The organism is Kribbella sp. CWNU-51 (assembly GCF_054073265.1).
In genome coordinates this window covers 152452-172100 of sequence record NZ_JBSXMZ010000044.1, presented here as the reverse complement: position 1 = coordinate 172100, position 19649 = coordinate 152452, and the positions used below count along the sequence as shown (strand labels likewise).

Genomic DNA, 19649 nt, shown 5'->3' with positions numbered 1-19649 from the left:
ATGCGGGAGCCGGCGCGGCATCGCAAGCCACCGCGCGGGGGTCGAGGAGAGGAGGTCTGGTCGATAGCCCGACGGTCGACTACTGTTCGGCCCGATTGCCCTAGTAGCAACGGAGGCACCCCTGACCATGGCCCCCTCAGCGAACGGACAGACCGTAGGCCGGCGCCTGCCGGTCGAGTCGGCGTTCACTCGAGTCGAGGACGCGCGACACCGTCTGCCGCGCTTGTTCGGTCGTCGCGACCTGGTTGTACTTGGCCTGGGCGTGATGATCGGGTCCGGCATCTTCAGCATCAGCGGTAACCAGGCGGCCACGGTCGCCGGCCCGGCCGTGATCATCTCGTTCGTGATCGCGGCGATCGTGTGTGTGCTGGCCGCGGCCTGCTACGCCGAGCTGTCGTCCACCATTCCTGTTTCGGGTAGCGCGTACACCTTCAGCTATGTGACCTTCGGCGAGATGTGGGCCTGGCTGGTCGGCTGGGCGCTCGTGCTCGAGCTCGTCACCGCGGCGGCCATCGTCGCCCGCGTCTGGTCGGCGTACTTCCTGGCCACCTTGGACGGATTCGGTGTCACGCTGCCCACCGGTGTGGCCAAGTTCTTCGGCCCGAACGCCGAGGTCAACCTCGTCGCCCCGGTGCTGTTGCTGATCCTGACCGCGTTGATCGTGACCGGCACCAAGCTGTCGGCCCGGGTGCTGACGGTCGTGGTGATCGCCAAGGTCGCCGTGATCCTGCTGGTCGTGATCGTCGGCGCCGCGCACATCAACATGGCCAACTACCACCCGTTCGTCCCGATGGCCCGGGCCGCGCCCGCGACCGCCAGCCCGACGTTGCTCGGCTGGATCCTGGATTCGTCGTTCGGCTCGTTCGGCATCATGGGCATCTTCACCGCGGCCAGCTCGATCGTGTTCGCCTACATCGGGTTCGACCTGATCGCGACCGCGTCCGAGGACGCCCGCAGTCCGCGCAAGACGGTTCCACAAGGCATGCTGCTCGGCGTCGGTGCCGTCACGATCCTCTACATCGCGATGGCCGTCGTACTGGTCGGAATGCGCCCGTACAGCAAGCTGGGCGGCAGCGCACCGGTCTCGGAGGCGATGGCCGCGGTCGGCGTCGGCTGGGCCGCGAAGGTGGTCAACCTAGGCGCCCTGCTGGCGCTGATGACGGTGATCATGGTCGTTCTCATCGCGCAGAGCCGCGTCCTGTTCAACATGGGCCGCGATGGTCTCCTGCCGAAGAGCCTTGGTCGAGTCAGCCGGGTCTACTCCTCCCCCGCCCGTGCGGCGGCCGCTGCCGGCGTCGCCGCCCTGGCGCTGACGCTCTATCCGAAGGTGCTGGAGCTGGAGGAGTTGCTGGTCATCGGCGCCTTGTTCTGCTTCGCGTTCTGTGCGATCGGCGTCCTCACTCTGCGCCGCTCCGAGCCGAACCTGGAGCGCGGCTTCCGGGTGCCGATGGTGCCGCTGATCCCGCTGCTGTCGCTGGGCGCAACACTGTGGCTGATGCTCAACATGAAGACGAGCACCTGGACGAAGTTCGGCATCTGGATGGCGATCGGACTGGCGATCTACGGCCTGTACGGGCGCTGGCACAGCCGGCTGGCGAACGAGGACAGCTGGGACTTCGACATCGGCGACACGGATCCCGGGACCGGCGGCCTGCAGGCGATCCATCCAGATCCGAACGAGTTGCGTGCGGTGCGCACACCGCCGCACGAGCAGCACAAACCGTCCCGCGGCAAGCACATGCGCAACTGACGCCGTCCCGGCGGTTGTCCGCGGCACCGTCGTGCCCACGATCGTTGTCCCCGGCAACATCATCGGCGGCAGAGTTGTCCACAGGCGAAAACTGAGGTCTGAAATCGTGGCCTGATCCCGGCATGTTCTTAGCCGGAGGTGGTCATCGATGCGGACCAAGAACGCAGTCGGGCGGTACGGCGAGGATCTCGCCGCGAGGTATCTGACGTCGCACGGTTTCGCCGTGCTCGAGCGCAACTGGCGCTGCGAGCTCGGCGAGATCGACATCGTTGCGCGCGAAGGCGACACGCTTGTCGTCTGTGAGGTGAAGACGCGCCGCGGGCTGAACTACGGCAGCCCGCTGGAGTCGATCACCTACCGGAAGCTGACCACGCTCCGGAAACTGGCTGGCCGCTGGCTGCAGACCCACCAGCTCAGACCCGCGGCGATCCGGATCGACGTCATCGCGGTCCTCTTCGACCACAACACGCCGCCGAGTGTCGACCACGTGCGGGGTGCGGCCTGATGTCGCTGGCACAGACGTGGTCGGTCGCTCTGGTCGGCCTGGAAGGGCATCTGGTCGAGGTCGAAGCGGACATCGCCCAGGGCCTGCCGAAGACAACGCTGATCGGCCTACCGGACGCGTCGCTGTCCGAGGCCCGCGACCGGGTCCGCGCCGCGGTCGTGAACAGCGGGGAGCGATTCCCCGACCGCAAGGTCACCATCGGCCTCTCGCCGGCCACACTGCCCAAGACCGGTTCTCACTACGATGTCGCGATCGCTCTGGCTCTGCTCACGGCGGCCGGGGTGGTCGAGCCCGGCCCGCTCCGGCAGACGGCGATCATCGGCGAGCTCGGACTCGACGGCCGGATCCGTGAGGTCCGTGGTGCCCTCGCGATGACGCTGGCCGCCGCCAGGGCCAACTTCGAGCGCATCGTCGTCCCCGAGCTCAACTCCGGCGAAGCCCGCCTGGTCCCCGGCATCGAGGTGTACGGCGTGCGGTCATTGCGGCAGGTGCTCGCGCTACTCCGCGGGACCGAGGTGCCGGACGAGGCCCCACCACGCGCCGAGCCGCGGCTGTTGTCCGAGTCGCTGACACGGGTTCCTGAGGTCGATCTCGACGATGTCATCGGCCAACACGAAGGGCGGCGGGCGATCGAGGCCGCGGCCGCGGGTGGGCATCATCTGCTCCTGCACGGGCCGCCAGGGTCCGGCAAGACGATGCTGGCGGAGCGGCTCGCTGGACTGATGCCCGACCTGAGCACGGACGACTCGCTGGAAGTGTCGGCTGTGCACTCGCTGGCAGGGCTGCTGACCAGCGACGCCGAGCTCGTCGTTCGTCCGCCGTTCATCGCGCCACACCACACAGCGTCGCTGTCGAGCCTCGTCGGTGGCGGCTCGGGGATGCCGCGGCCCGGTGCCATCAGTTGCGCACACCGCGGGATCCTCTTCATCGACGAGGCGCCCGAGATGCATCCGCTCACCTTGGACACACTGCGGCAGCCGCTCGAGTCGGGGTACATCGAGGTGCATCGGTCGGCCGCGGTGGCCAAGTTCCCGGCACGCTTCATGCTGGTCCTGGCGGCCAATCCCTGCCCCTGCGGACTGTCCGGGACGAAGCAAGGGATCTGCAACTGCACGCCTCAAGTGCTGGCGCGCTATCGGCAACGGATCAGTGGCCCGATCAAGGACCGCCTCGACATCCAGCGCCAGATCTTGCCGGCCGCCCGCGCCATCACCGACGAGAAGCCGGAGTCGACCGCGGTCGTTGCCGCTCGCGTCCAGTCGGCTCGCGAGCGCCAAGGGCACCGCTACCGCGACACCGGCTGGATCCTCAACAGCGAGGTCCCCGGCCCGGTCCTCCGCCGCGACTACCCACTCGATGTCGCCAGCCAGAAACTCCTCGAGGACCTCTACTCCGGCGGCCGAATCACCGCCCGCGGCTTCGACCGCGTCGTCCGCCTCGCCTGGACCCTGGCCGACCTGGAAGGCATCGCCCAACCCACCGTCGACCTCACCCACCAAGCCTTCCAACTCCGCACCGGCGAACCCCTAACCAACCTCGCCGACACCCGCCCCCTCACCTGACCCCGGCGGCGGCTGACCGACCTCAGCAGTCTCCCCGGCTGACTGACCCCTCCGACAGCTGTCCCGCACTAAGGAGCCCGATATGAACTCGACCTGCGCCACCACGACCAACGGCCTCGCGGCGGACGCGAGTCTGCCGCTCAAGACGCCTCCGCCGCCGAACAGACCGGGGCGGGCCGGGGTTGGTGGGGGTGATGACGAGGAGCGGTTGGCCCGGGTTGGGTTGTCTCGAGTGGTGGAGCCCGGGGATCTGGCGGCGCTCAAGGCGTTTGACGGGTTGGACGTGCTGGAGATCTGGGAGCTGCTGCAGCAGAAGGCTCCTGGGGTCGAGCGGTGGTCTACCCGGCTGGCCGAGGCTGAGCCGGAGCGCGACTTGGAGCGAGCGGCTGCGGCGGGGGCACGGTTTGTGATTCCTGGGGATGACGAGTGGCCGGAGCAGGTGGAGATCCTCGCGGAGGCCGGCCAGCTGAGCCGCCGAGCGGGCGTGCCCTTCGGCTTGTGGGTCCGCGGCCCGGCGAATCTGCGGCGTGCGCTTGCCCAGGCCGTGGCGATGGTGGGTGCGCGCGCGTGTTCGTCGTACGGCGAGCATGTCGCGGCTGAGCTGTCGTCGGGACTGGCGGACAACGGCGTCACCGTGGTGTCCGGCGGGGCCTACGGGATCGACGCAGCGGCTCACCGTGGCGCGCTCGCAGCGTCGGGGCTGACGGTTGCGGTGCTGGCATGCGGGGTCGATGTCAGTTATCCGAAGAGCAACTCGGCACTGTTCAGCCGGATCGTCGAGGACGGCCTGGTCGTGAGTGAACTGCCGCCGGGATGTTCGCCGACGAAATTGCGGTTCCTGTCCCGCAACCGGCTCATCGCCGCCGGCACGCTGGGGACGGTCGTGATCGAGGCCGCCGTACGCAGCGGTGCCCTCAACAGCGCGGGCTGGGCCGAGCACTGCGGTCGCGCTGTGCTCGCCGTGCCAGGCCCGATCACGTCGCGAATGTCGGAAGGCAGTCACCTCCTGGTCCGCGAACGAGACGCCGTCCTCGTCACGAACGTTGCCGACATCATCGAAGCGATCTCGCCGCTCGGCACCCGCCTCACCCCGTACCCGCAAGCCCCCAAGAATCCGGTCGACGACCTGAACCACGACCTCCGCCGCACGCTCGACGCCGTCCCTGTCGTCCGTTCGGCCCCCGCCGACCGCATAGCCACCACAGCGGGCTTGGACCTCCCCACAACCGAGAGCTGCCTCGACACCCTCGCAGATCTACACCTCATCGAGCACGACGACTCCGGCTGGCACCTGACCCCAACAACTCCACCAGACCAAAGCCTGCCGAGCTCATGAGCCCTGGTGCGGGCGGTCAACGGGCCGTCAGCGGCCGAAGTCGGAGTCTTTGGGGACTTCCAGGTCGGACTTGGCGAGTTCTTCGATGTTGACGTCGCGGAAGGTGACCACCTTGGCGTTCTTGACGAAGCGGGCGGAACGGTAGACGTCCCAGACCCACGCGTCGGCCATCGTCACCTCGAAGTACACGTCGCCGCCCTCGGTGCGGACCTTCAGATCGACCGCGTTGCACAGGTAGAAGCGCCGTTCGGTCTCCACGACGTACTTGAAGATCCCGACGACGTCCTTGTACTCCCGATAGAGCTGTAGCTCCATATCGGTCTCGTACTTCTCGAGGTCGTCAGCGCTCATGCCGCCACCTCGCTACGCTCGGCTCCGGCATGAGCGCTGTGGGGCGCTGAGTTGCTGGTTCGCTCGCTACGCTCACTCACAGGCTCTCCACTCCGGTGGGACTGGTCACATTCTGTCCCATATCGGGTCGCAGACTGCGGCGGACATTCTCGAACCGCCGTCGATGTTGTGGGCACGGGCCGTATTCGTCCAGTGCCGCCTGGTGCTCAGGCGTGCAGTAGCCCTTGTGGATCCCAAAACCGTACTGCGGGTACACCTTGTCCCAGTGCTCCATCACCCGGTCCCGCGTCACCTTGGCAATCACAGATGCGGCGGCGATACAAGCCGCCACGCGGTCACCCTTCCAGATCGCCAGGCCCGGTACGTCGAGACCGTCGACACCGAAGCCGTCGGTCAGCACGTACGCCGGGCGTACGTCGAGACGGAACAGGGCTCGCCGGAGCGCTTCGACGTTGGCGACGTGCATGCCGAGGCGGTCACACTCCGTCGACTCGATCGCGACCACCGACCAAGCGAGGGCGCGGTTGCGGATCTCGTCGTAGCAGCGATCGCGCGCCTTGGCGGTGAGGAGCTTGGAGTCGGCGAGCTCCGGGATCTGACCGCGCTTGCCCTCCGGCAGGATCACCGCGGCGGCGACCAGCGGGCCGGCGCAGGGTCCGCGGCCGGCCTCGTCCACGCCGGCGATCGGGTCCAAGCCGACGCGGCGCAAGGCCCGCTCGTACCCGTACAACCCGGCATCCCGCCGGACCGTGCTCCCACGCGGCAACGCACTCATGCAGCCCTCCGCATCACACACCCCACCCTAGGCAGCCGCACCGACCAACACTGCAGGAGGTCGGGTGCAGCTGGCTGGGTATGGCGAGTGCGTCGAGTGTGGCCGGGGCCGAAGGGCGAGAGATTGGGCACCGGGGGTCTCTCACTTGGGTGGTGGGGTGAGGGAGATCGAGGGTTTGTCCGGGGCCGGGCCGGGCGCTGGAACGGCTTTGAAGGTGTCCGGTACGCCGAGTTTGGCCCAGCGGCCGGCGGGCCAGACGATCATGATCGCGCGGCCGGTGATCTTGTCCATCGGGACGAAGGCGGCGTCACCCTGGTTGGCGCCGTTGGAGTCGGTGTCCTGCAAGTGGACGCGGGAGTCCCCCGAGGCGGAGCGATGGTCACCCATCACGAACACGCGCCCCGCCGGGACGGTGACCTGGAACTCCATCTGCGACGGCGCGTCGCCCGGATACAGGTAGCTGGTCTCGTCGAGCGGCTGACCGTTGACCAGGAGTCGGCCCTTGGAGTCGCAGCAGGCGACCTTGTCGCCCGGCATGCCGATCAGGCGCTTGATCAGGTGACCGTGGCTGGAGTCCGGCAGCAGGCCGACGACCTCGAAGAACCGGCCGATCGAGCCGCGCTTCTGACCGCTCTCCTCCGGGCCGAGCCAGCCGCCCGGATCCTCGAAGACGACCACGTCGCCGCGCTTCACGTCGGTGAGCTTCTCGACCACGACGCGGTCCCCGACCAGCAGGGTGTTCTCCATCGACTCGCTCGGGATGATGAACATCTGCCCGACGAACGCCCGCAGGATCGAGGAGACGATCAGGGCCCCGACCACGATCAGCACGAATTCGCGGGCCGCCGCCCCGAAGCCCGAGCGGTGGCCGGATTTGGTGTCCGTCTTGGTCGGTGTATCGGTCACTTCTTCAGCCCCGGCTTCTTGAAGGTTTCCGGAGGACGCAGCATCGTCATCCGGTCAGACGGCCAGATTACGCAACAGGCCCGGCCAACCACGTTCTCGACCGGCACGAATCCACCGCCGGGGCCGCCCATATGGGCACGGGAGTCGGCCGATTCGGCCCGATTGTCGCCCATCACCCACAGATGGCCGGCCGGCACGACCACGGAGAACGGCACCTCGGACGGCTTGGCGTCCTTGAGCAGGTACTCGCGCTCGTCCAGCGGGATCCCGTTCACGGTGATCTGGCCGGCCCTGTTGCAGCAGACCACCTTGTCACCGCCGATGCCGATGACGCGCTTGACCAGGTGACCCTCGCCGCTGCGCGGCAGGATGCCGACGAACTCACCGACCTTGCGGAACGGGCCGGGCTCCGCCTGCTCCTCGTTCAGCCAGTTGCTCGGGTCCTTGAAGACGATGATGTCACCGCGGTCGACGTCCCGGTGCAGATAGCTGATCTTCTCGGCCAGGATCCGGTCGTCCTTGGTCAGGGTGTCGTACATCGACTCCGACGGGACGTAGAACGCCTCCGCGACGAACAGCCGCAGCACCACCGTGATGACGAGTGCGAGCACCGTCACGGTGGTCATCTCGACGAGCAGACTGAGCAGCGGATTCCGCTGCTTCAGCCTGCGGTGACGTCCCTTGCTGCGACGTGCCCTCGATGCCGGGCGAGGGCGAGCGCGAGTCGCAGTGCTCGGCGCCATAGGTGACCGTCGTCGCTAGAAGACGTTCAGGAGGCCGGGACGTCCCGCTTCTCCTTGATCTTGGCTGCCTTGCCGCGCAGTTCGCGCAGGTAGTAGAGCTTGGCCCGGCGGACGTCGCCGCGGGTCACGACCTCGATCTTCTCGACGATCGGGGTGTGCAGCGGGAAGGTCCGCTCGACGCCGACGCCGAAGCTGACCTTGCGGACCGTGAAGGTCTCCTGCAGGCCACCACCCTGGCGCCGGATCACGACACCCTGGAACACCTGGACGCGGGACCGGTTGCCCTCGACGACCTTGACGTGCACCTTGACGGTGTCACCGGGACGGAAGGAGGGGATGTCGTCGCGCTTGCTCGCGTTGTCGAGCTCGTTCAGGACGTTGCTCATCAGGTGTCTCTTCCTCGCGCGTGCCACAGGTCACCCACGAAATGTCGGTGGTGATGAAGTCATGAAAAGCTCTGCATATTTGCACAGCTCGTCGGGTGCTGCCGGTCGGTGGTCACCCCCTGTGGCAGGAGCACCGAAGGGCAGCAACGAGCAATCTTGCCACACCGCGCCAGCGGAACCGAAATCAGCGCCGCCTGCGACGCTTCGTGAGCACGACCAACTCGACCTTCGCGGTCTGCTGCCGTCGATGTACCTCACGGTAACCGGCCTTCCGATACAGCTCGAGGTTACGGTCACTCTCCGCACCGGTGTCGAGCTGGTACGACGTGACGCCGGCGGGCGCTAGCTGCTCGGCGACTCGCAGCAACCGGGCGCCCAGACCACGGCCCTGCCAGTCCGGCGCGACCATGAGCCGTCCGATGTGGCCGACCTCACCGTCCACGGTCAGGTGCACCGAGCCGACGATCCGCGTGCCCGCGACCGCTTTGAGCACGCCGCCCTGCTTGACCCTGGCGACACACGCGTCCAGCTCCTCGGCCAGCGGCGGGATGGCGAGATCGTCGTAGAGCCGTCCCTCCGAGAGGAAGGCTGCCAGCTGCAGCGTGTAGAGCTCCCCCGCGTCCTCCTCGGTGGCCGGCAGCAGCCGGACCTGCGACGCCGCATCGTCCTTCCCGGCGACCGCATCGCCCCACGCCGCGAGCAGATCAGGCCGGCGCTCGGCAGTACGGCGTACCGACTCCTCGTGGTGCCAGTCGGCGATCAGGCCGTGGTTCCCCGAGAGCAGTACGTCGGGTACGTCGTACCCGCGCCAGCTCGGGGGTTTCGTGTAGACCGGGTACTCGAGCAGGCCGTCACCGGAGTGCGACTCCTCGGCCAGGGACTCCGGGTTGCCGATCACTCCGGGCAGGAGGCGAGCCACTGCCTCGACCATGACGAGTACGGCGACCTCACCGCCGTTGAGCACGTAGTCGCCGATGGACACCTCATCGACCCGCATGCGCTCACCGGCGTACGACGCGACCCGCGCGTCGATGCCCTCGTAGCGACCGCACGCGAAAGCGAGCCATGGCTCAGCCGCGAGCTCGTAGGCGAGTTCCTGGGTGAAAGGGCGGCCTGCGGGCGTCGGCACGATCAGCCGTGGCTGCGTCGGGCCGTCTGCGGGCGCGATGGCGTCGAGGGCCTGGCCCCACGGCTCCGGCTTCATCACCATGCCGGCGCCACCGCCGTACGGGGTGTCGTCGACGGTGCGGTGCCGGTCGTGGGTCCACTCGCGCAGGTCGTGCAGGTGGATGTCCAGGAGGCCGCTCTTGGCCGCCTTGCCGACTAGAGAGACGTCGAGCGCGGCCAGGTACTCCGGGAAGATCGTGACGACGTCCAGCCTCATCTGTCCGGCCTCACTCCGGGCCCGGCTCGGTCGGGGCCACCTCGGCGCCCTCCGGGTCCAGCAGACCGGGCCGGTCGGCCACGACGACGTACCGCTTGTCCACGTTGATCTCCGGGACCAGCTCCTCGACCAGGGGCACGAGTACGGCGTTGCCCGCCGGGCGGCGGATCTCCAGGAGATCCTGCGAAGGCAGGTGGACGACGTCGATGATCTCGCCGGCCTCGGCGCCGTCGTCGGTGCGGACGGCCAGACCGATCAGCTCGCGGTCGTAGTACTCCTCCGGGTCCTCGGGGCGCTCGTCCTCCGAGACCTCGGATCGCACGGTCAGATTCCGCAACTGCTCGGCCGCGGTCCGGTCCGGCACCTCGGCGAACTTCACCAGCAGCCGCCCACTGTGCCAGCGGCTCGCTGCCACGGTCAGCGTCCGCGGCACCTTCGAGTCCGTCACCACGATCGCGCCCTCCGCGAACCGCCGATCCGGCTCATCCGTACGGACGTCCACCCCGACCTCGCCCTTGAGACCATGCGCCCGGCCGATCCGTCCGACAGTCACCAACACCCGCACAAACCTCTCTCTGCAGACACGACGATTCACCTGAGGATATGGCGAAGGGCCGCACCCGGTGGGGTGCGGCCCTTCGGGGACTGCTGCGAGTCAGCGGCGCGGACGCCGGTTGAGCTCGTCGACGAAGTCGATGCGCAGGGAGGACTCGGAGCTGAGGGCGCCGACGACGGTGCGGATGGCGGTGGCGGTCCGGCCGTTGCGGCCGATCACCTTGCCGATGTCGTCGGGGTGGACGTGCACCTCGAGGGTGCGGCCACGCCGCAGGTTCCGGGCCCGGACGCTGACGTCGTCGGGGTTGTCCACGATGCCTCGGACCAGGTGCTCGAGCGCCTCGGTCTCCATCATCGTCAGGCCTTGGCGTCGTCGGCCGGCGCGGCCTCGGCGGCAGCCTCGGCCGGAGCCTCAGCAGCCTCGGCCTTCGGCTCCTCGGCCTTGGGCTCCTCGGCCTTGGGCGCGTCGTCCTTCTTCTCGGCCGTCTTCTTCGCCGCGGTCTTCTTGGCGGTGACGGCCTCGGTCTTCAGCGTGCCGTGCGCCTCGGCGAGGGCCTCGTTGAAGATCTCCTGCTTGTCCCGCTTCGGCTCCTTGACCCGCAGCGGCGCCGGAGCGGCCTCGCCCTTGAACTTCTGCCAGTCGCCGGAGGCCTTGAAGATCGCCTCGACGGCCTCGGTCGGCTGCGCGCCGACGCTCAGCCAGTACTGCGCCCGGTCCGACTCGACGTGGATGAACGACGGCTCGGTCTTCGGGTTGTACTTGCCGATCTCCTCGATGGCGCGGCCGTCACGCTTGGTGCGGGCGTCCATCACGACGATGCGGTAGTGCGGCGCACGCTTCTTGCCGATGCGCTTCAAACGGATCTTGACTGCCACGTTTGTGGGGTCTCCCTTGGATTACATGTCTGGGTGAGCAGCACAGCGTCGTGGGGACAACGGGTGACCACTCGAATGGGCCGCATCAGGCAGTGGAGTTAGAGGGCTGCACGAACCTGGACGGACTCAGCAGGCCATTGTGCCAGATAGTCGGGTACGGCGACGAATCCGGCGTCACGCCCGGAAGCGGGCGAGATCCGGCAGTTGGCCGGCGTACGAGTCGAGAAGCTTCCCCGCCACGGTCACGGAGTCGATCAAAGGATGCCAGGCGAAGGCCCGCAACGCGGCATCCCGGGATCCGGAGGCTGCGGCTTCGATCGTGGACCGCTCGACGGCCTTGACCGAGCAGACCAGACCGGCCTGGTGGTCGGTCAGCTGGGACACGGTGACCGGCAGCGCACCGTTGGCGTCGACCGTGCAGGGGATCTCGACCACGGCGTCGTCGTCCAACTGACGCAGTACGCCACGGTTCCGGACGTTCAGGATCAGTGAGGCCCGCTCGTTGTGGGCGATCGCCCGCATCAGCGACAGCGCGACCTGCTCGTAACCGCCGGCCGCCATGTCGCGCTCGTCGCGCTCTCCCGCGTCGGCGATCTCGCGGCTCTCCACCATGTACGTCGACTCACGCTCGGCTCGGGTCTTCTGCCACAGCTCCAGCGCATGCTCCGGATGCCGCTCGGTCTCGGCGTAGAACGCGGACTGCTGCTCCAGCAGGAACGTCCCCCGCGTCTGCCGAACACCCTGTACGGCGGCCAGCGTCTCGCGCGCGAAGTAGTAGTAATGCAAGTACTCGTTCGGGATGCACCCCAACGACCGCAGCCAGTCCGCGCCGAACAGCCGCCCCTCCTCGAAGGACGCCAGCAGATCGCTCGACTCCAGCAGCGCAGGCAGTCGATCCACTCCACCCGACCGCAGACCGCGCAGCCAGCCCAGGTGATTCAGCCCCGCGTAGTCGTAGAAGGCAGTCGACGGATCGAGGCCGAGCGCCAACGCGGCTCGACGGCCCAGCCCGGACGGTGAGTCACAGATCCCGATCACCCGGTCCCCCAGGTACGGGATCATCGCCTCGGTCACCATCCCCGCCGGGTTGGTGAAGTTGATGACCCAGGCCTCGGGCGCGACCGCCGCGATCCGCTGGGCGATTCCCACGGCGACCGGCAGCGTCCGCAGGCCGTAAGCGATCCCACCGGCTCCGACCGTCTCCTGCCCGAGTACGCCGAGATCCAGCGCGACCCGCTCGTCGACAGTCCGCCCTTCCAGACCGCCCACCCGGACGGCCGAGAAGACAAAGTCCGCACCACGCAGCGCGTCGTCCAGATTGGTCGTTTCGGTGACTACCGGAGCGTCGGCCACCGCTGCGGCCTGCTGCCGTAGCACCGCGGCGATCGACGCGAGCCGCGTCCGGTCGGCGTCGTACAGCACCACCGACGTGATCCGGCCGGCGCCACGATCACCCAGCAACGCCTGATAGACGAGCGGCACCCGGAATCCACCGCCGCCGAGAATGGTCAGCCTCACGCCAACATCACCTGTACCCCCGCCTCCGCCAGTTGGGCCCGGGTCGCCTCGTCGGCGTCGGGCTCGGTCACCACCATGAAGAGTTCGCCCGGCTCGCACACCCGCGCAACCCCGTGCCCCGGGAACTTCGTCCGGTCCGCGAGCAGCACCACCCGGTCGGCGGCCTTGATCATCGCGCGCTTCACCGGCACCTCGATCATCGTGCTGTCCATGACGCGCCCGTCCGGCCGGACCCCGCTGGTCCCGAGGAACAGCCAGTCGACGTGGATCTGCCGCAGGCTCTCCTCGGTCAGGTACCCGACCAGGGACCGGTAGCTCCGCCGGACGAACCCGCCGAGCACGATCAGCTCGATCTGCTCGTCGTGCTGCAACTCTTCGAGTACGGCGAGATTGCTCGTCACCACCGTCAACGAGCGGCCGTGCAGGTGCTGCGCGACCCGCAGCGCGGTGGTCCCGATGTCGAGCAACACCGACTCGCCGTCACTCACCAGCTCCGCGGCCCGGCGCGCGATCCGGTCCTTCTCCTCGGCGTGTACGGCGTTCACGTCCGCGAACGGCTCGTCACCGCCGTCAACCGCGAGCGCGCCACCGTAGACCCGGGTGAGCCGGCCTTCGGCGTGCAACTGCTCGAGGTCGCGGCGGATCGTCGCCTCACTGACCCCCAGCTGGCCGGCCAGCACCTTGACGCCCCCGGCCCCGTCGGCCCGGAGCGCGCGGACGATCTGATCCTGTCGCTGCTTCGGCAACACAGACAGACCGTATCACGCAAACTCTATCATTTTCCGTCAAAGACATGCGCAGGTATTGCGGAGATTGCGTAGTAGCTTCAAGATGCATGCACGAGTTTGATCGACCCTGCAGGAGTGTGCTGACCATGCACGACGTGGACGTGGTGGTGTCCGGCCTGGTCTTCCAGGATCTGGTGCTCGGCCTGCCCACGCCGCCCCGGCCCGGCACCGAAGTCTGGGCCACCGATTCGCACGAGAGCCCCGGCGGCATCGCGAACTTCGCGGTCGCGCTGGCCCGGCTGGGCGTGCGGACCGGACTGGCCGCGGCGTTCGGCGCGGACCCCGAAGGCGACCGCGTCTGGGACCGCCTGACCGCCGAGGGCATCGACCTGACTCTCTCCCGCAAGCTCGCCGGCTGGCGGACCCCGCTCACCGTGGCCCTTGCCTATGACAACGATCGGGCACTGGTCACCCGCGGGACCCCTCCCCTGCTGTCGGCCGACGAGCTGATCACCGCGCCACCGGCCGCCCGAGCCGTCGCCGCCCACATCGGCCCCTGGCCGAACGAGTGGCTCGCGAAGGCGAAGGCGGCCGGTTGCGTGGTGTTCGCCGACGTGGGTTGGGATCCGTCCGAGCAGTGGGACCCGGCCGTCCTCGATCAGCTCGAGCATTGCGACGTGTTCCTGCCGAACGCCGGCGAGGCCATGAGCTACACCCGGACGGACAGTCCGGAGCAGGCGCTCGACCGGCTGGCGGAGCAGGTGCCGCTGGTCGTCGTGTCGAACGGCGCAGCCGGAGCCCTCGCGCTCGACGCGAGTACTGGCGAGAGAGTCGCCGTACCTGCGTATCCGGTCCCGGCGGCGGACACCACCGGGGCGGGTGATGTGTTCGCCGCCGGTTTCATCGCCGCCACGTTATGGGAGCTGCCACTCGAGCAGCGTCTGCGGTTCGCCGCACTCACCGCGGCGCTGTCGGTCACCCGGCTGGGCGGCGCCGACGCCGCGCCCCGCTGGGCGGACCTGGCGGCCTGGCAGGCCGCGCATCCCGAAGACCACCACCTCCACGCGCTGATCAGCGCCCACTCAGGAAGGTAGAACCCATGGAGCTCTCACGTCGGACGCTGCTCGGGGGCTTCACGGCCGTGCTTGGCGGATCCCTCGTCGGCTGCTCGTCCGGGATGGACACCGGGACGACGGCGAAGAAGAACACCACCACCGAGCTGGCGATGTGGTGCTGGCCGGGCGGTCTGGGCAAGTCCGTGCTCGACGACACGATCGCGCACTTCCCCGACCCGAAGATCAAGTACTCCGAGATCGGCGGCGACTTCAAACAGAAGCTGATCACCACCTTCAACGGCGGTACGGGCATCCCGGACATCACCGGCCTCAAGGGCGAGGACATCGCCTCGCTGCTGCCGCAGGCCGAGCGGTTCGTGGACCTGAAGACGGTCGGCGCGGACTCGATCCTCGGCGACTACCTGGACTGGAAGGTCATGCAGGCCACGACGCTGGACGGCAAGGTGATCGGCCTGCCGATCGACGTCGGCCCGACCGCGCTGTTCTACCGTGAGGACGTCTTCGCGGCGGGCGGACTGCCGAGCGACCCGGCCAAGGTGGCCGAGCAACTGAAGACCTGGGACGACTTCTTCGCCGCCGGGGTCGAGCTGAAGAAGGCGAACCCGAAGGCGCCGCTCGTCTGGGACGCCACCGACCTGTACGACATGGTCGTCGGCCAGGGCACCGAGCGGTACATCTCCAAGGACAACACGTTCATCGGCGACCAGGACCATATCCGCAAGGCCTGGGACACCTCGGTCAAGGCGATGACGCTGAAGATCGACGGCAAGACGCCGAGCGGTGGCCCGGACTGGAACGCCGGCCTCGACCAGGGCACGATCCCCGCGCACATCGGCGCCGCCTGGGTGGCGCTGGACATCAAGTCGGCGGTCAAGACCAGCGTCGGCAAGTGGCGGCTGGCCCCGACGCCGAGCGGACCGGCGAACTTCGGCGGCTCGTTCCTCGCGATCACCAAGAACGCGGCCGATCCGCAGAAGGCGTTCGAGGTGATCAAGTACATGCTCAGCCCGGACAACGAGGCGAAGGCGTTCGCCGACGCCCAGATCTTCCCCTCCGCCCCGGCGGCGTACGACAAACCGCAACTGAAGGCGGCCGATCCGTTCTTCGGCGGGCAGGTGCCGATCGACACCTTCGGCCCGGCCGCCAAGGCCATCCCGGTGGCGTACCAGAGCCCGTTCGACGACGCTGTGGCCGCACCGTTCCACGACGAACTCAAGACCGTGCAGACCGGTTCCAAGACCTCCGATGCCGCCTGGGCCTCCGCCGTGTCCAAGGCGAAGGCGATCGCCAAACGGCAGGGCGTGCAGTGACTGGAACGGCGACCGCGCCGGCCACGCACACCGCGCCGCTGACCGGATCCCCTGCTGGTCGGCGGCGCGGGCGCCGGGTCTGGTCGTACTGGCGGTTCTATCTGGCGCTGTCGCCGTTCTACCTGCTGTTCGCGGTCTTCGGGCTCTACCCGATGGTGTCGACGATCGTTCTGGCGTTCCAGCGCTGGGACGGTCTGAGCGCCCGTCGGTTCACCGGACTGGACAACTTCAAGTTCCTGGTCGCGGACCCGACGTTCTGGCAGGCGCTGAAGAACACCGTGGTCCTGTTCCTGATGTCCACGGTTCCGACGCTGGCGATTGCCTTGGTGCTCGCGGTGATGCTCCAGTCCGCCGTACGGTTCACGAACGTCTACCGGATCGCGTACTTCATCCCGAACGTCACCTCGCTGGTCGCGATGGCGATCTTCTTCAGTTCGGTGTTCAGCACCAACTTCGGCTTGGTGAACGCCGGGCTGCGCGCGCTCGGCATTCCGCAGCAGGACTGGCTCGGCCAGCCCTGGGGGATCAAGATCGCGATCTCGACGATGATCGTGTGGCAGTGGGTCGGGTACAACACGCTGATCTATCTGGCCGGTCTGCAGGCGATCCCGAGAGAGCAGTACGAAGCGGCCAAGGTCGACGGGGCCGGCGCCGTCCGGACCTTCTTCTCGATCACGCTGCCGCAACTGCGGCCGGTCGTGTTGTTCACCGTGATCATCTCGACCATCGGCGGACTGCAGACCTTCACCGAGCCGCAGGTGATGGTCGGCAACAGCGGCGGTACTGGGCAGAGTGGGATGACCGTCGTCCTGTTCTTCTACCGGGCTGCGTTCCTGGACAACGACTACGGGTACGCCGCCGCGATCGCGCTGAGCATCTTCCTGCTCGTGCTGTTGTTCACGGCCGTCAACTGGCGGATCTTCCGCGGGCGGGGAGAGGACCGATGATGCGCTACCGATGGCGCGGGATCGCGCTGCACGCCGTGCTCGTGCTGGCCCTGCTGGTGTTCATGTTCCCGTTCGCCTGGACCATCATCATGGCGTCGAACAGTACGGCGGACATCTACCGGTTCCCGCCGAAGTTCACCTTCGGGTCGCAGTTCGACGACAACGTCCGGCACGTGCTGGCGAACGTGGCGTTCTTCCAGTCGATGGCGAACACCGCGGTGGTGGCGATCTCCACCACGCTGCTGGTGCTGTTCTTCGATTCGCTGGCCGCGTTCACCTTCGCCAAGTTCCGGTTCCCTGGCCGGCAGGCCCTGTTCGTGCTGCTGCTGGCGACGATGCTGCTGCCCGCGCAGTTGGCCGCCGTACCGCAGTTCCAGACGATGGCGATCCTCGGGTGGGTCGGTTCGCTGAAGGCGCTGATCATTCCGGGGGCGGCGAACGCGTTCGGGATCTTCTGGATGCGGCAGTACTTCCAGAACTCGATCCACGACGAGCTGGTCGAGGCCGCGACGCTGGACGGCTGCGGGTTCCTCGGCACGTACTGGCATGTCGCGCTCCCGTCGGCGAGGCCAGCGCTGGCGTTCCTCGGCATCTTCACGTTCGTCGCGTCATGGAACGACTACATGTGGCCGCTGATCGTGCTGACCAATCCCGACCACCTCACCCTGCAGGTGGCGCTGTCCACGCTGAACCGGTCGCACGGCGTCGACTACAGCATGGTGATGACCGGTGCGTTGATGGCGATGGTGCCGCTCGTGATCGTCTTCGCGATCTTCGCCCGCCAGTTCATCAAGGGTGCGACGGAGGGCGCCGTACGCGGATGAGTACGGCGGCTGCCACCAGCGCGTTGCCGAGCAGCGCGGTGAGGAAGGCGGGCGGTGAGTCGCCCCGAGTCGCGGCGGGGATGGTGCCGATGATGCTGATCACGGCGTACGTCGTCACCGCGGTCGTCAGCCAGATCCGGGTCCTGGTCTCCGTCGCTGCCACGGCGAGCCAGGCCAGTCCGACCGCGACAAGGGGCTCCACTACAGCCAGGTTGGTGACGGTGAACCACGAAATGCCGTCCGGGTGCTTGATCAACGCGCTCGCCAGCAACAAGAGGCCGCCGGCAACGATCAGGACTGCCGTCAGCGCCGCGACCGGCCAGAATCTCCAGCCGGCCGGGCGGAGCACGATCAGCAGTACGGCGACCATCGCGGCGGCGAGCGCGACCGTGGCGACCCAGGTGCCGGTTTCGTTCCAGGAGATGCCGCCGCCGAGGATCACCAGGCCGCTCTCGATCAGCGACACCGCGCAGCCGCCGACCACACCCAGCGCGATGGGTCCCGACCATCGCGCGGCCAGGCCGGCCAGCAAGGCCGCGAACGAGGACAGGATCACGGAGTCGCCCCAGCCGCGGTAGACGTACCACCCCGTGTTGTCGTGGTCGTACCAGATATACCGGTACGCGCTCGGCCAGTTGAGGACGACCAGGATCAGGGCTCCGACGGTCAGTGCGGCCACCGCCCACCACGGCACCTGCCCCGACGTCTTCGGAGGCTCCTCGGATCCCGGTGTCTTCCGGGGCTTTTCGGACTGCTGGCTGACGACCGGCGCCGGTTGGGCCTGCTCGGGTGCAGGTGGCTGCGGGACCGGCGTCGGCTTGGACGGGGGTTCGGGTTCGGGTGGTGGGGGTGGTGGTTCGGACTCGGTGTCCGGCATCGTCAGCCGGACCGGCACTGTGCACTGCCCGGTCGGTCCCTCGACGACCACCGAGGCAAGGCGGTCACTCGGTGATGTGGGCGATGCCGTCAACCGCACGGTCGCGCCGTCCTGCTCCACCCTGACCCAGCCGGCCGCGGATGAAGCGACCGCGGTCCGGGCGATCGGTGGTCCCTCGACCCGCAGTTCGCCGACCGCCACGCCATCGGCGAGCTTGAGGTCCAGCTCGGCCGGCGTGACGCGCGGGACGCCGTGGGCGATCGCTTCGGTCGCGGCTTCGGACACCTTGCGGCTGTCGTCGCCGACCATCCGGTGCAGTGCCTGCCACGCGGCGTACGCCTGCGCGAGGTCCGCATCGTCCAGACGCTCACGCAGGTAGTCGACGACACCGAACCTTGCTGCCGGCAACGGACTCTCCATCGCCTGCGACAGTTCCGGTGCGAGCGGGGCCGGGGTGATCCGGCGGATCCGGCTGCGCGCGATCAGCAGCTCGCCCTGCGATCCGAACGTCCACATCTGCGGATTCTGGTTCGGAGTGACCCGATGGACCCGGTCGGTCACGTACCCGACCAGCTCGGTGAGTCCGACCCAACCGTCGCCGTCCTTGTCCGCCTCACCGGTGGTCAGGCCGTCGACGACGGCGCTGGTGAACACCGACGGAGCCGGCGTCGACGCATCCGCTGTCAGCTGGCCGCCCTCGAAGGCGTACTCCATCGCGCTGGACGCCGTGACGATCACGCGGCCACGCCCGCCGCCGACCTGCTCCTGCCCGGCGAAGGCGTCCCGGACCTGCGCCTCGCCGGCCGCGCGGACGACCATGCCCCGCGGGAATGCGCCGCCGTAGCAACAGTCCAGGAACAGTGCGATCCGTTGCGCGCGGCTGTCGGCCATCTGCCGGTTGACGAAGTCCGCTGCCACCGCGGTCGACGCAAGCCTCGTCGGCCGGGTGTCCGCGACGGCCAGGAACAGCTCGCCGGCCGCGTTCTTCAAGCCATGGCAGGAGAAGTGCAGCAACAACAGGTCCTCGGGCGCGCGGTCGGCGAAGAAGTCCTCGACCGCGAACCTGATCTCCTGCGCCGATTCGTTGTGCAGGACGCGGACCTCGAACCCGCCGATCGACGGATCCGTCAGCACCTCCGCCAGCGCGGCCGCGTCCTGGGCCGGGGCGGCCAGGCTGCGCAGCCCAGGATCGGCGTACTGGTCGTTGGCTACGACGAGCGCGACGCGCGAGCCGCCCATC

Annotated in this window: 20 protein-coding genes; 8 read left to right on the top strand and 12 right to left on the bottom strand. The window is 68.3% G+C overall.

Features of this window, described 5'->3' with window-relative positions; translation table 11 throughout:
• Positions 1–127 precede the first annotated feature (127 nt).
• The 4 genes from ACXC9Q_RS35115 (at position 128) to dprA (ending at position 5153) form a co-directional block, all read left to right on the top strand.
• Positions 128–1750: an APC family permease gene (locus tag ACXC9Q_RS35115; RefSeq protein WP_457060954.1), complete on the top strand. Its 1623-nt coding sequence runs from the start codon at positions 128–130 to the stop codon at positions 1748–1750.
• Positions 1751–1898: 148 nt separating this feature from the next.
• Positions 1899–2255, top strand: a complete 357-nt coding sequence (locus ACXC9Q_RS35110) for a YraN family protein (protein ID WP_457060953.1) — start codon at positions 1899–1901, stop codon at positions 2253–2255.
• Complete coding sequence (locus tag ACXC9Q_RS35105) at positions 2255–3817, top strand: YifB family Mg chelatase-like AAA ATPase (protein WP_457060952.1); 1563 nt, start codon at positions 2255–2257, stop codon at positions 3815–3817. The genes ACXC9Q_RS35110 and ACXC9Q_RS35105 overlap by 1 nt, the downstream gene beginning before the upstream one ends.
• An 82-nt stretch (positions 3818–3899) precedes the next feature.
• Positions 3900–5153 (top strand): DNA-processing protein DprA, encoded by a 1254-nt coding sequence (dprA, locus tag ACXC9Q_RS35100; RefSeq protein WP_457060951.1) that lies wholly within the window; start codon positions 3900–3902, stop codon positions 5151–5153.
• A gap of 27 nt (positions 5154–5180) precedes the next feature.
• Here the strand turns inward: dprA and ACXC9Q_RS35095 are convergent, their stop codons facing one another.
• From ACXC9Q_RS35095 to ACXC9Q_RS35045, 11 genes are all read right to left on the bottom strand, one after another.
• Positions 5181–5504 (bottom strand): DUF2469 domain-containing protein, encoded by a 324-nt coding sequence (locus ACXC9Q_RS35095; protein WP_012922325.1) that lies wholly within the window; start codon positions 5502–5504, stop codon positions 5181–5183.
• Between the two features lie 76 nt (positions 5505–5580).
• A complete protein-coding gene (locus ACXC9Q_RS35090) occupies positions 5581–6279 on the bottom strand; it encodes a ribonuclease HII (RefSeq protein WP_457060949.1) in 699 nt (232 codons plus the stop codon).
• A gap of 141 nt (positions 6280–6420) precedes the next feature.
• Positions 6421–7185 carry a signal peptidase I gene (gene lepB / locus ACXC9Q_RS35085; RefSeq protein ID WP_457060948.1) on the bottom strand — a complete coding sequence of 255 codons (765 nt, stop codon included), beginning with the start codon at positions 7183–7185 and terminating at the stop codon, positions 6421–6423.
• Positions 7182–7811 (bottom strand): signal peptidase I, encoded by a 630-nt coding sequence (gene lepB / locus ACXC9Q_RS35080; RefSeq protein ID WP_457060946.1) that lies wholly within the window; start codon positions 7809–7811, stop codon positions 7182–7184. Before lepB (ACXC9Q_RS35080) ends, lepB (ACXC9Q_RS35085) begins: the two co-directional genes overlap by 4 nt.
• A gap of 143 nt (positions 7812–7954) precedes the next feature.
• The gene (gene rplS, locus ACXC9Q_RS35075; protein WP_329479536.1) at positions 7955–8314 is read right to left on the bottom strand and encodes a 50S ribosomal protein L19; all 360 of its coding nucleotides are present in this window, start codon (positions 8312–8314) and stop codon (positions 7955–7957) included.
• A 184-nt stretch (positions 8315–8498) separates the two neighbouring features.
• Positions 8499–9698 (bottom strand): tRNA (guanosine(37)-N1)-methyltransferase TrmD, encoded by a 1200-nt coding sequence (trmD, locus tag ACXC9Q_RS35070; protein WP_457060945.1) that lies wholly within the window; start codon positions 9696–9698, stop codon positions 8499–8501.
• A 10-nt stretch (positions 9699–9708) separates the two neighbouring features.
• Positions 9709–10257 (bottom strand): ribosome maturation factor RimM, encoded by a 549-nt coding sequence (gene rimM, locus ACXC9Q_RS35065; RefSeq protein WP_457060944.1) that lies wholly within the window; start codon positions 10255–10257, stop codon positions 9709–9711.
• A gap of 96 nt (positions 10258–10353) precedes the next feature.
• Complete coding sequence (locus ACXC9Q_RS35060; RefSeq protein WP_328526964.1) at positions 10354–10605, bottom strand: RNA-binding protein; 252 nt, start codon at positions 10603–10605, stop codon at positions 10354–10356.
• 5 nt (positions 10606–10610) lie between these two features.
• Entirely contained in the window at positions 10611–11129 is a 519-nt protein-coding gene (gene rpsP / locus ACXC9Q_RS35055) for a 30S ribosomal protein S16 (protein WP_329479542.1), read from the bottom strand.
• 174 nt (positions 11130–11303) lie between these two features.
• Positions 11304–12647, bottom strand: a complete 1344-nt coding sequence (locus ACXC9Q_RS35050) for a 6-phospho-beta-glucosidase (protein WP_457060943.1) — start codon at positions 12645–12647, stop codon at positions 11304–11306.
• On the bottom strand, positions 12644–13396 hold the full coding sequence (locus tag ACXC9Q_RS35045; RefSeq protein ID WP_457060942.1) for a DeoR/GlpR family DNA-binding transcription regulator: 753 nt from the start codon (positions 13394–13396) through the stop codon (positions 12644–12646). The genes ACXC9Q_RS35050 and ACXC9Q_RS35045 overlap by 4 nt, the downstream gene beginning before the upstream one ends.
• Positions 13397–13521: 125 nt before the next feature.
• Between ACXC9Q_RS35045 and ACXC9Q_RS35040 the strand changes: the two genes are divergently transcribed.
• From ACXC9Q_RS35040 to ACXC9Q_RS35025, 4 genes are read left to right on the top strand one after another with little or no spacing between them, the layout of a single operon-like run.
• Positions 13522–14469: a carbohydrate kinase family protein gene (locus ACXC9Q_RS35040; protein ID WP_457060941.1), complete on the top strand. Its 948-nt coding sequence runs from the start codon at positions 13522–13524 to the stop codon at positions 14467–14469.
• 5 nt (positions 14470–14474) lie between these two features.
• Positions 14475–15761, top strand: a complete 1287-nt coding sequence (locus ACXC9Q_RS35035) for an ABC transporter substrate-binding protein (protein WP_457060940.1) — start codon at positions 14475–14477, stop codon at positions 15759–15761.
• The gene (locus ACXC9Q_RS35030) at positions 15758–16708 is read left to right on the top strand and encodes a carbohydrate ABC transporter permease (RefSeq protein ID WP_457060939.1); all 951 of its coding nucleotides are present in this window, start codon (positions 15758–15760) and stop codon (positions 16706–16708) included. The genes ACXC9Q_RS35035 and ACXC9Q_RS35030 overlap by 4 nt, the downstream gene beginning before the upstream one ends.
• Entirely contained in the window at positions 16708–17532 is an 825-nt protein-coding gene (locus ACXC9Q_RS35025; RefSeq protein ID WP_405072285.1) for a carbohydrate ABC transporter permease, read from the top strand. The genes ACXC9Q_RS35030 and ACXC9Q_RS35025 overlap by 1 nt, the downstream gene beginning before the upstream one ends.
• Here the strand turns inward: ACXC9Q_RS35025 and ACXC9Q_RS35020 are convergent.
• Positions 17498–19648, bottom strand: coding sequence for a caspase family protein (locus ACXC9Q_RS35020; protein ID WP_457060938.1), 2151 nt, complete (start codon positions 19646–19648; stop codon positions 17498–17500). The genes ACXC9Q_RS35025 and ACXC9Q_RS35020 overlap by 35 nt on opposite strands.
• Between the last annotated feature and the right edge of the window lies 1 nt (position 19649).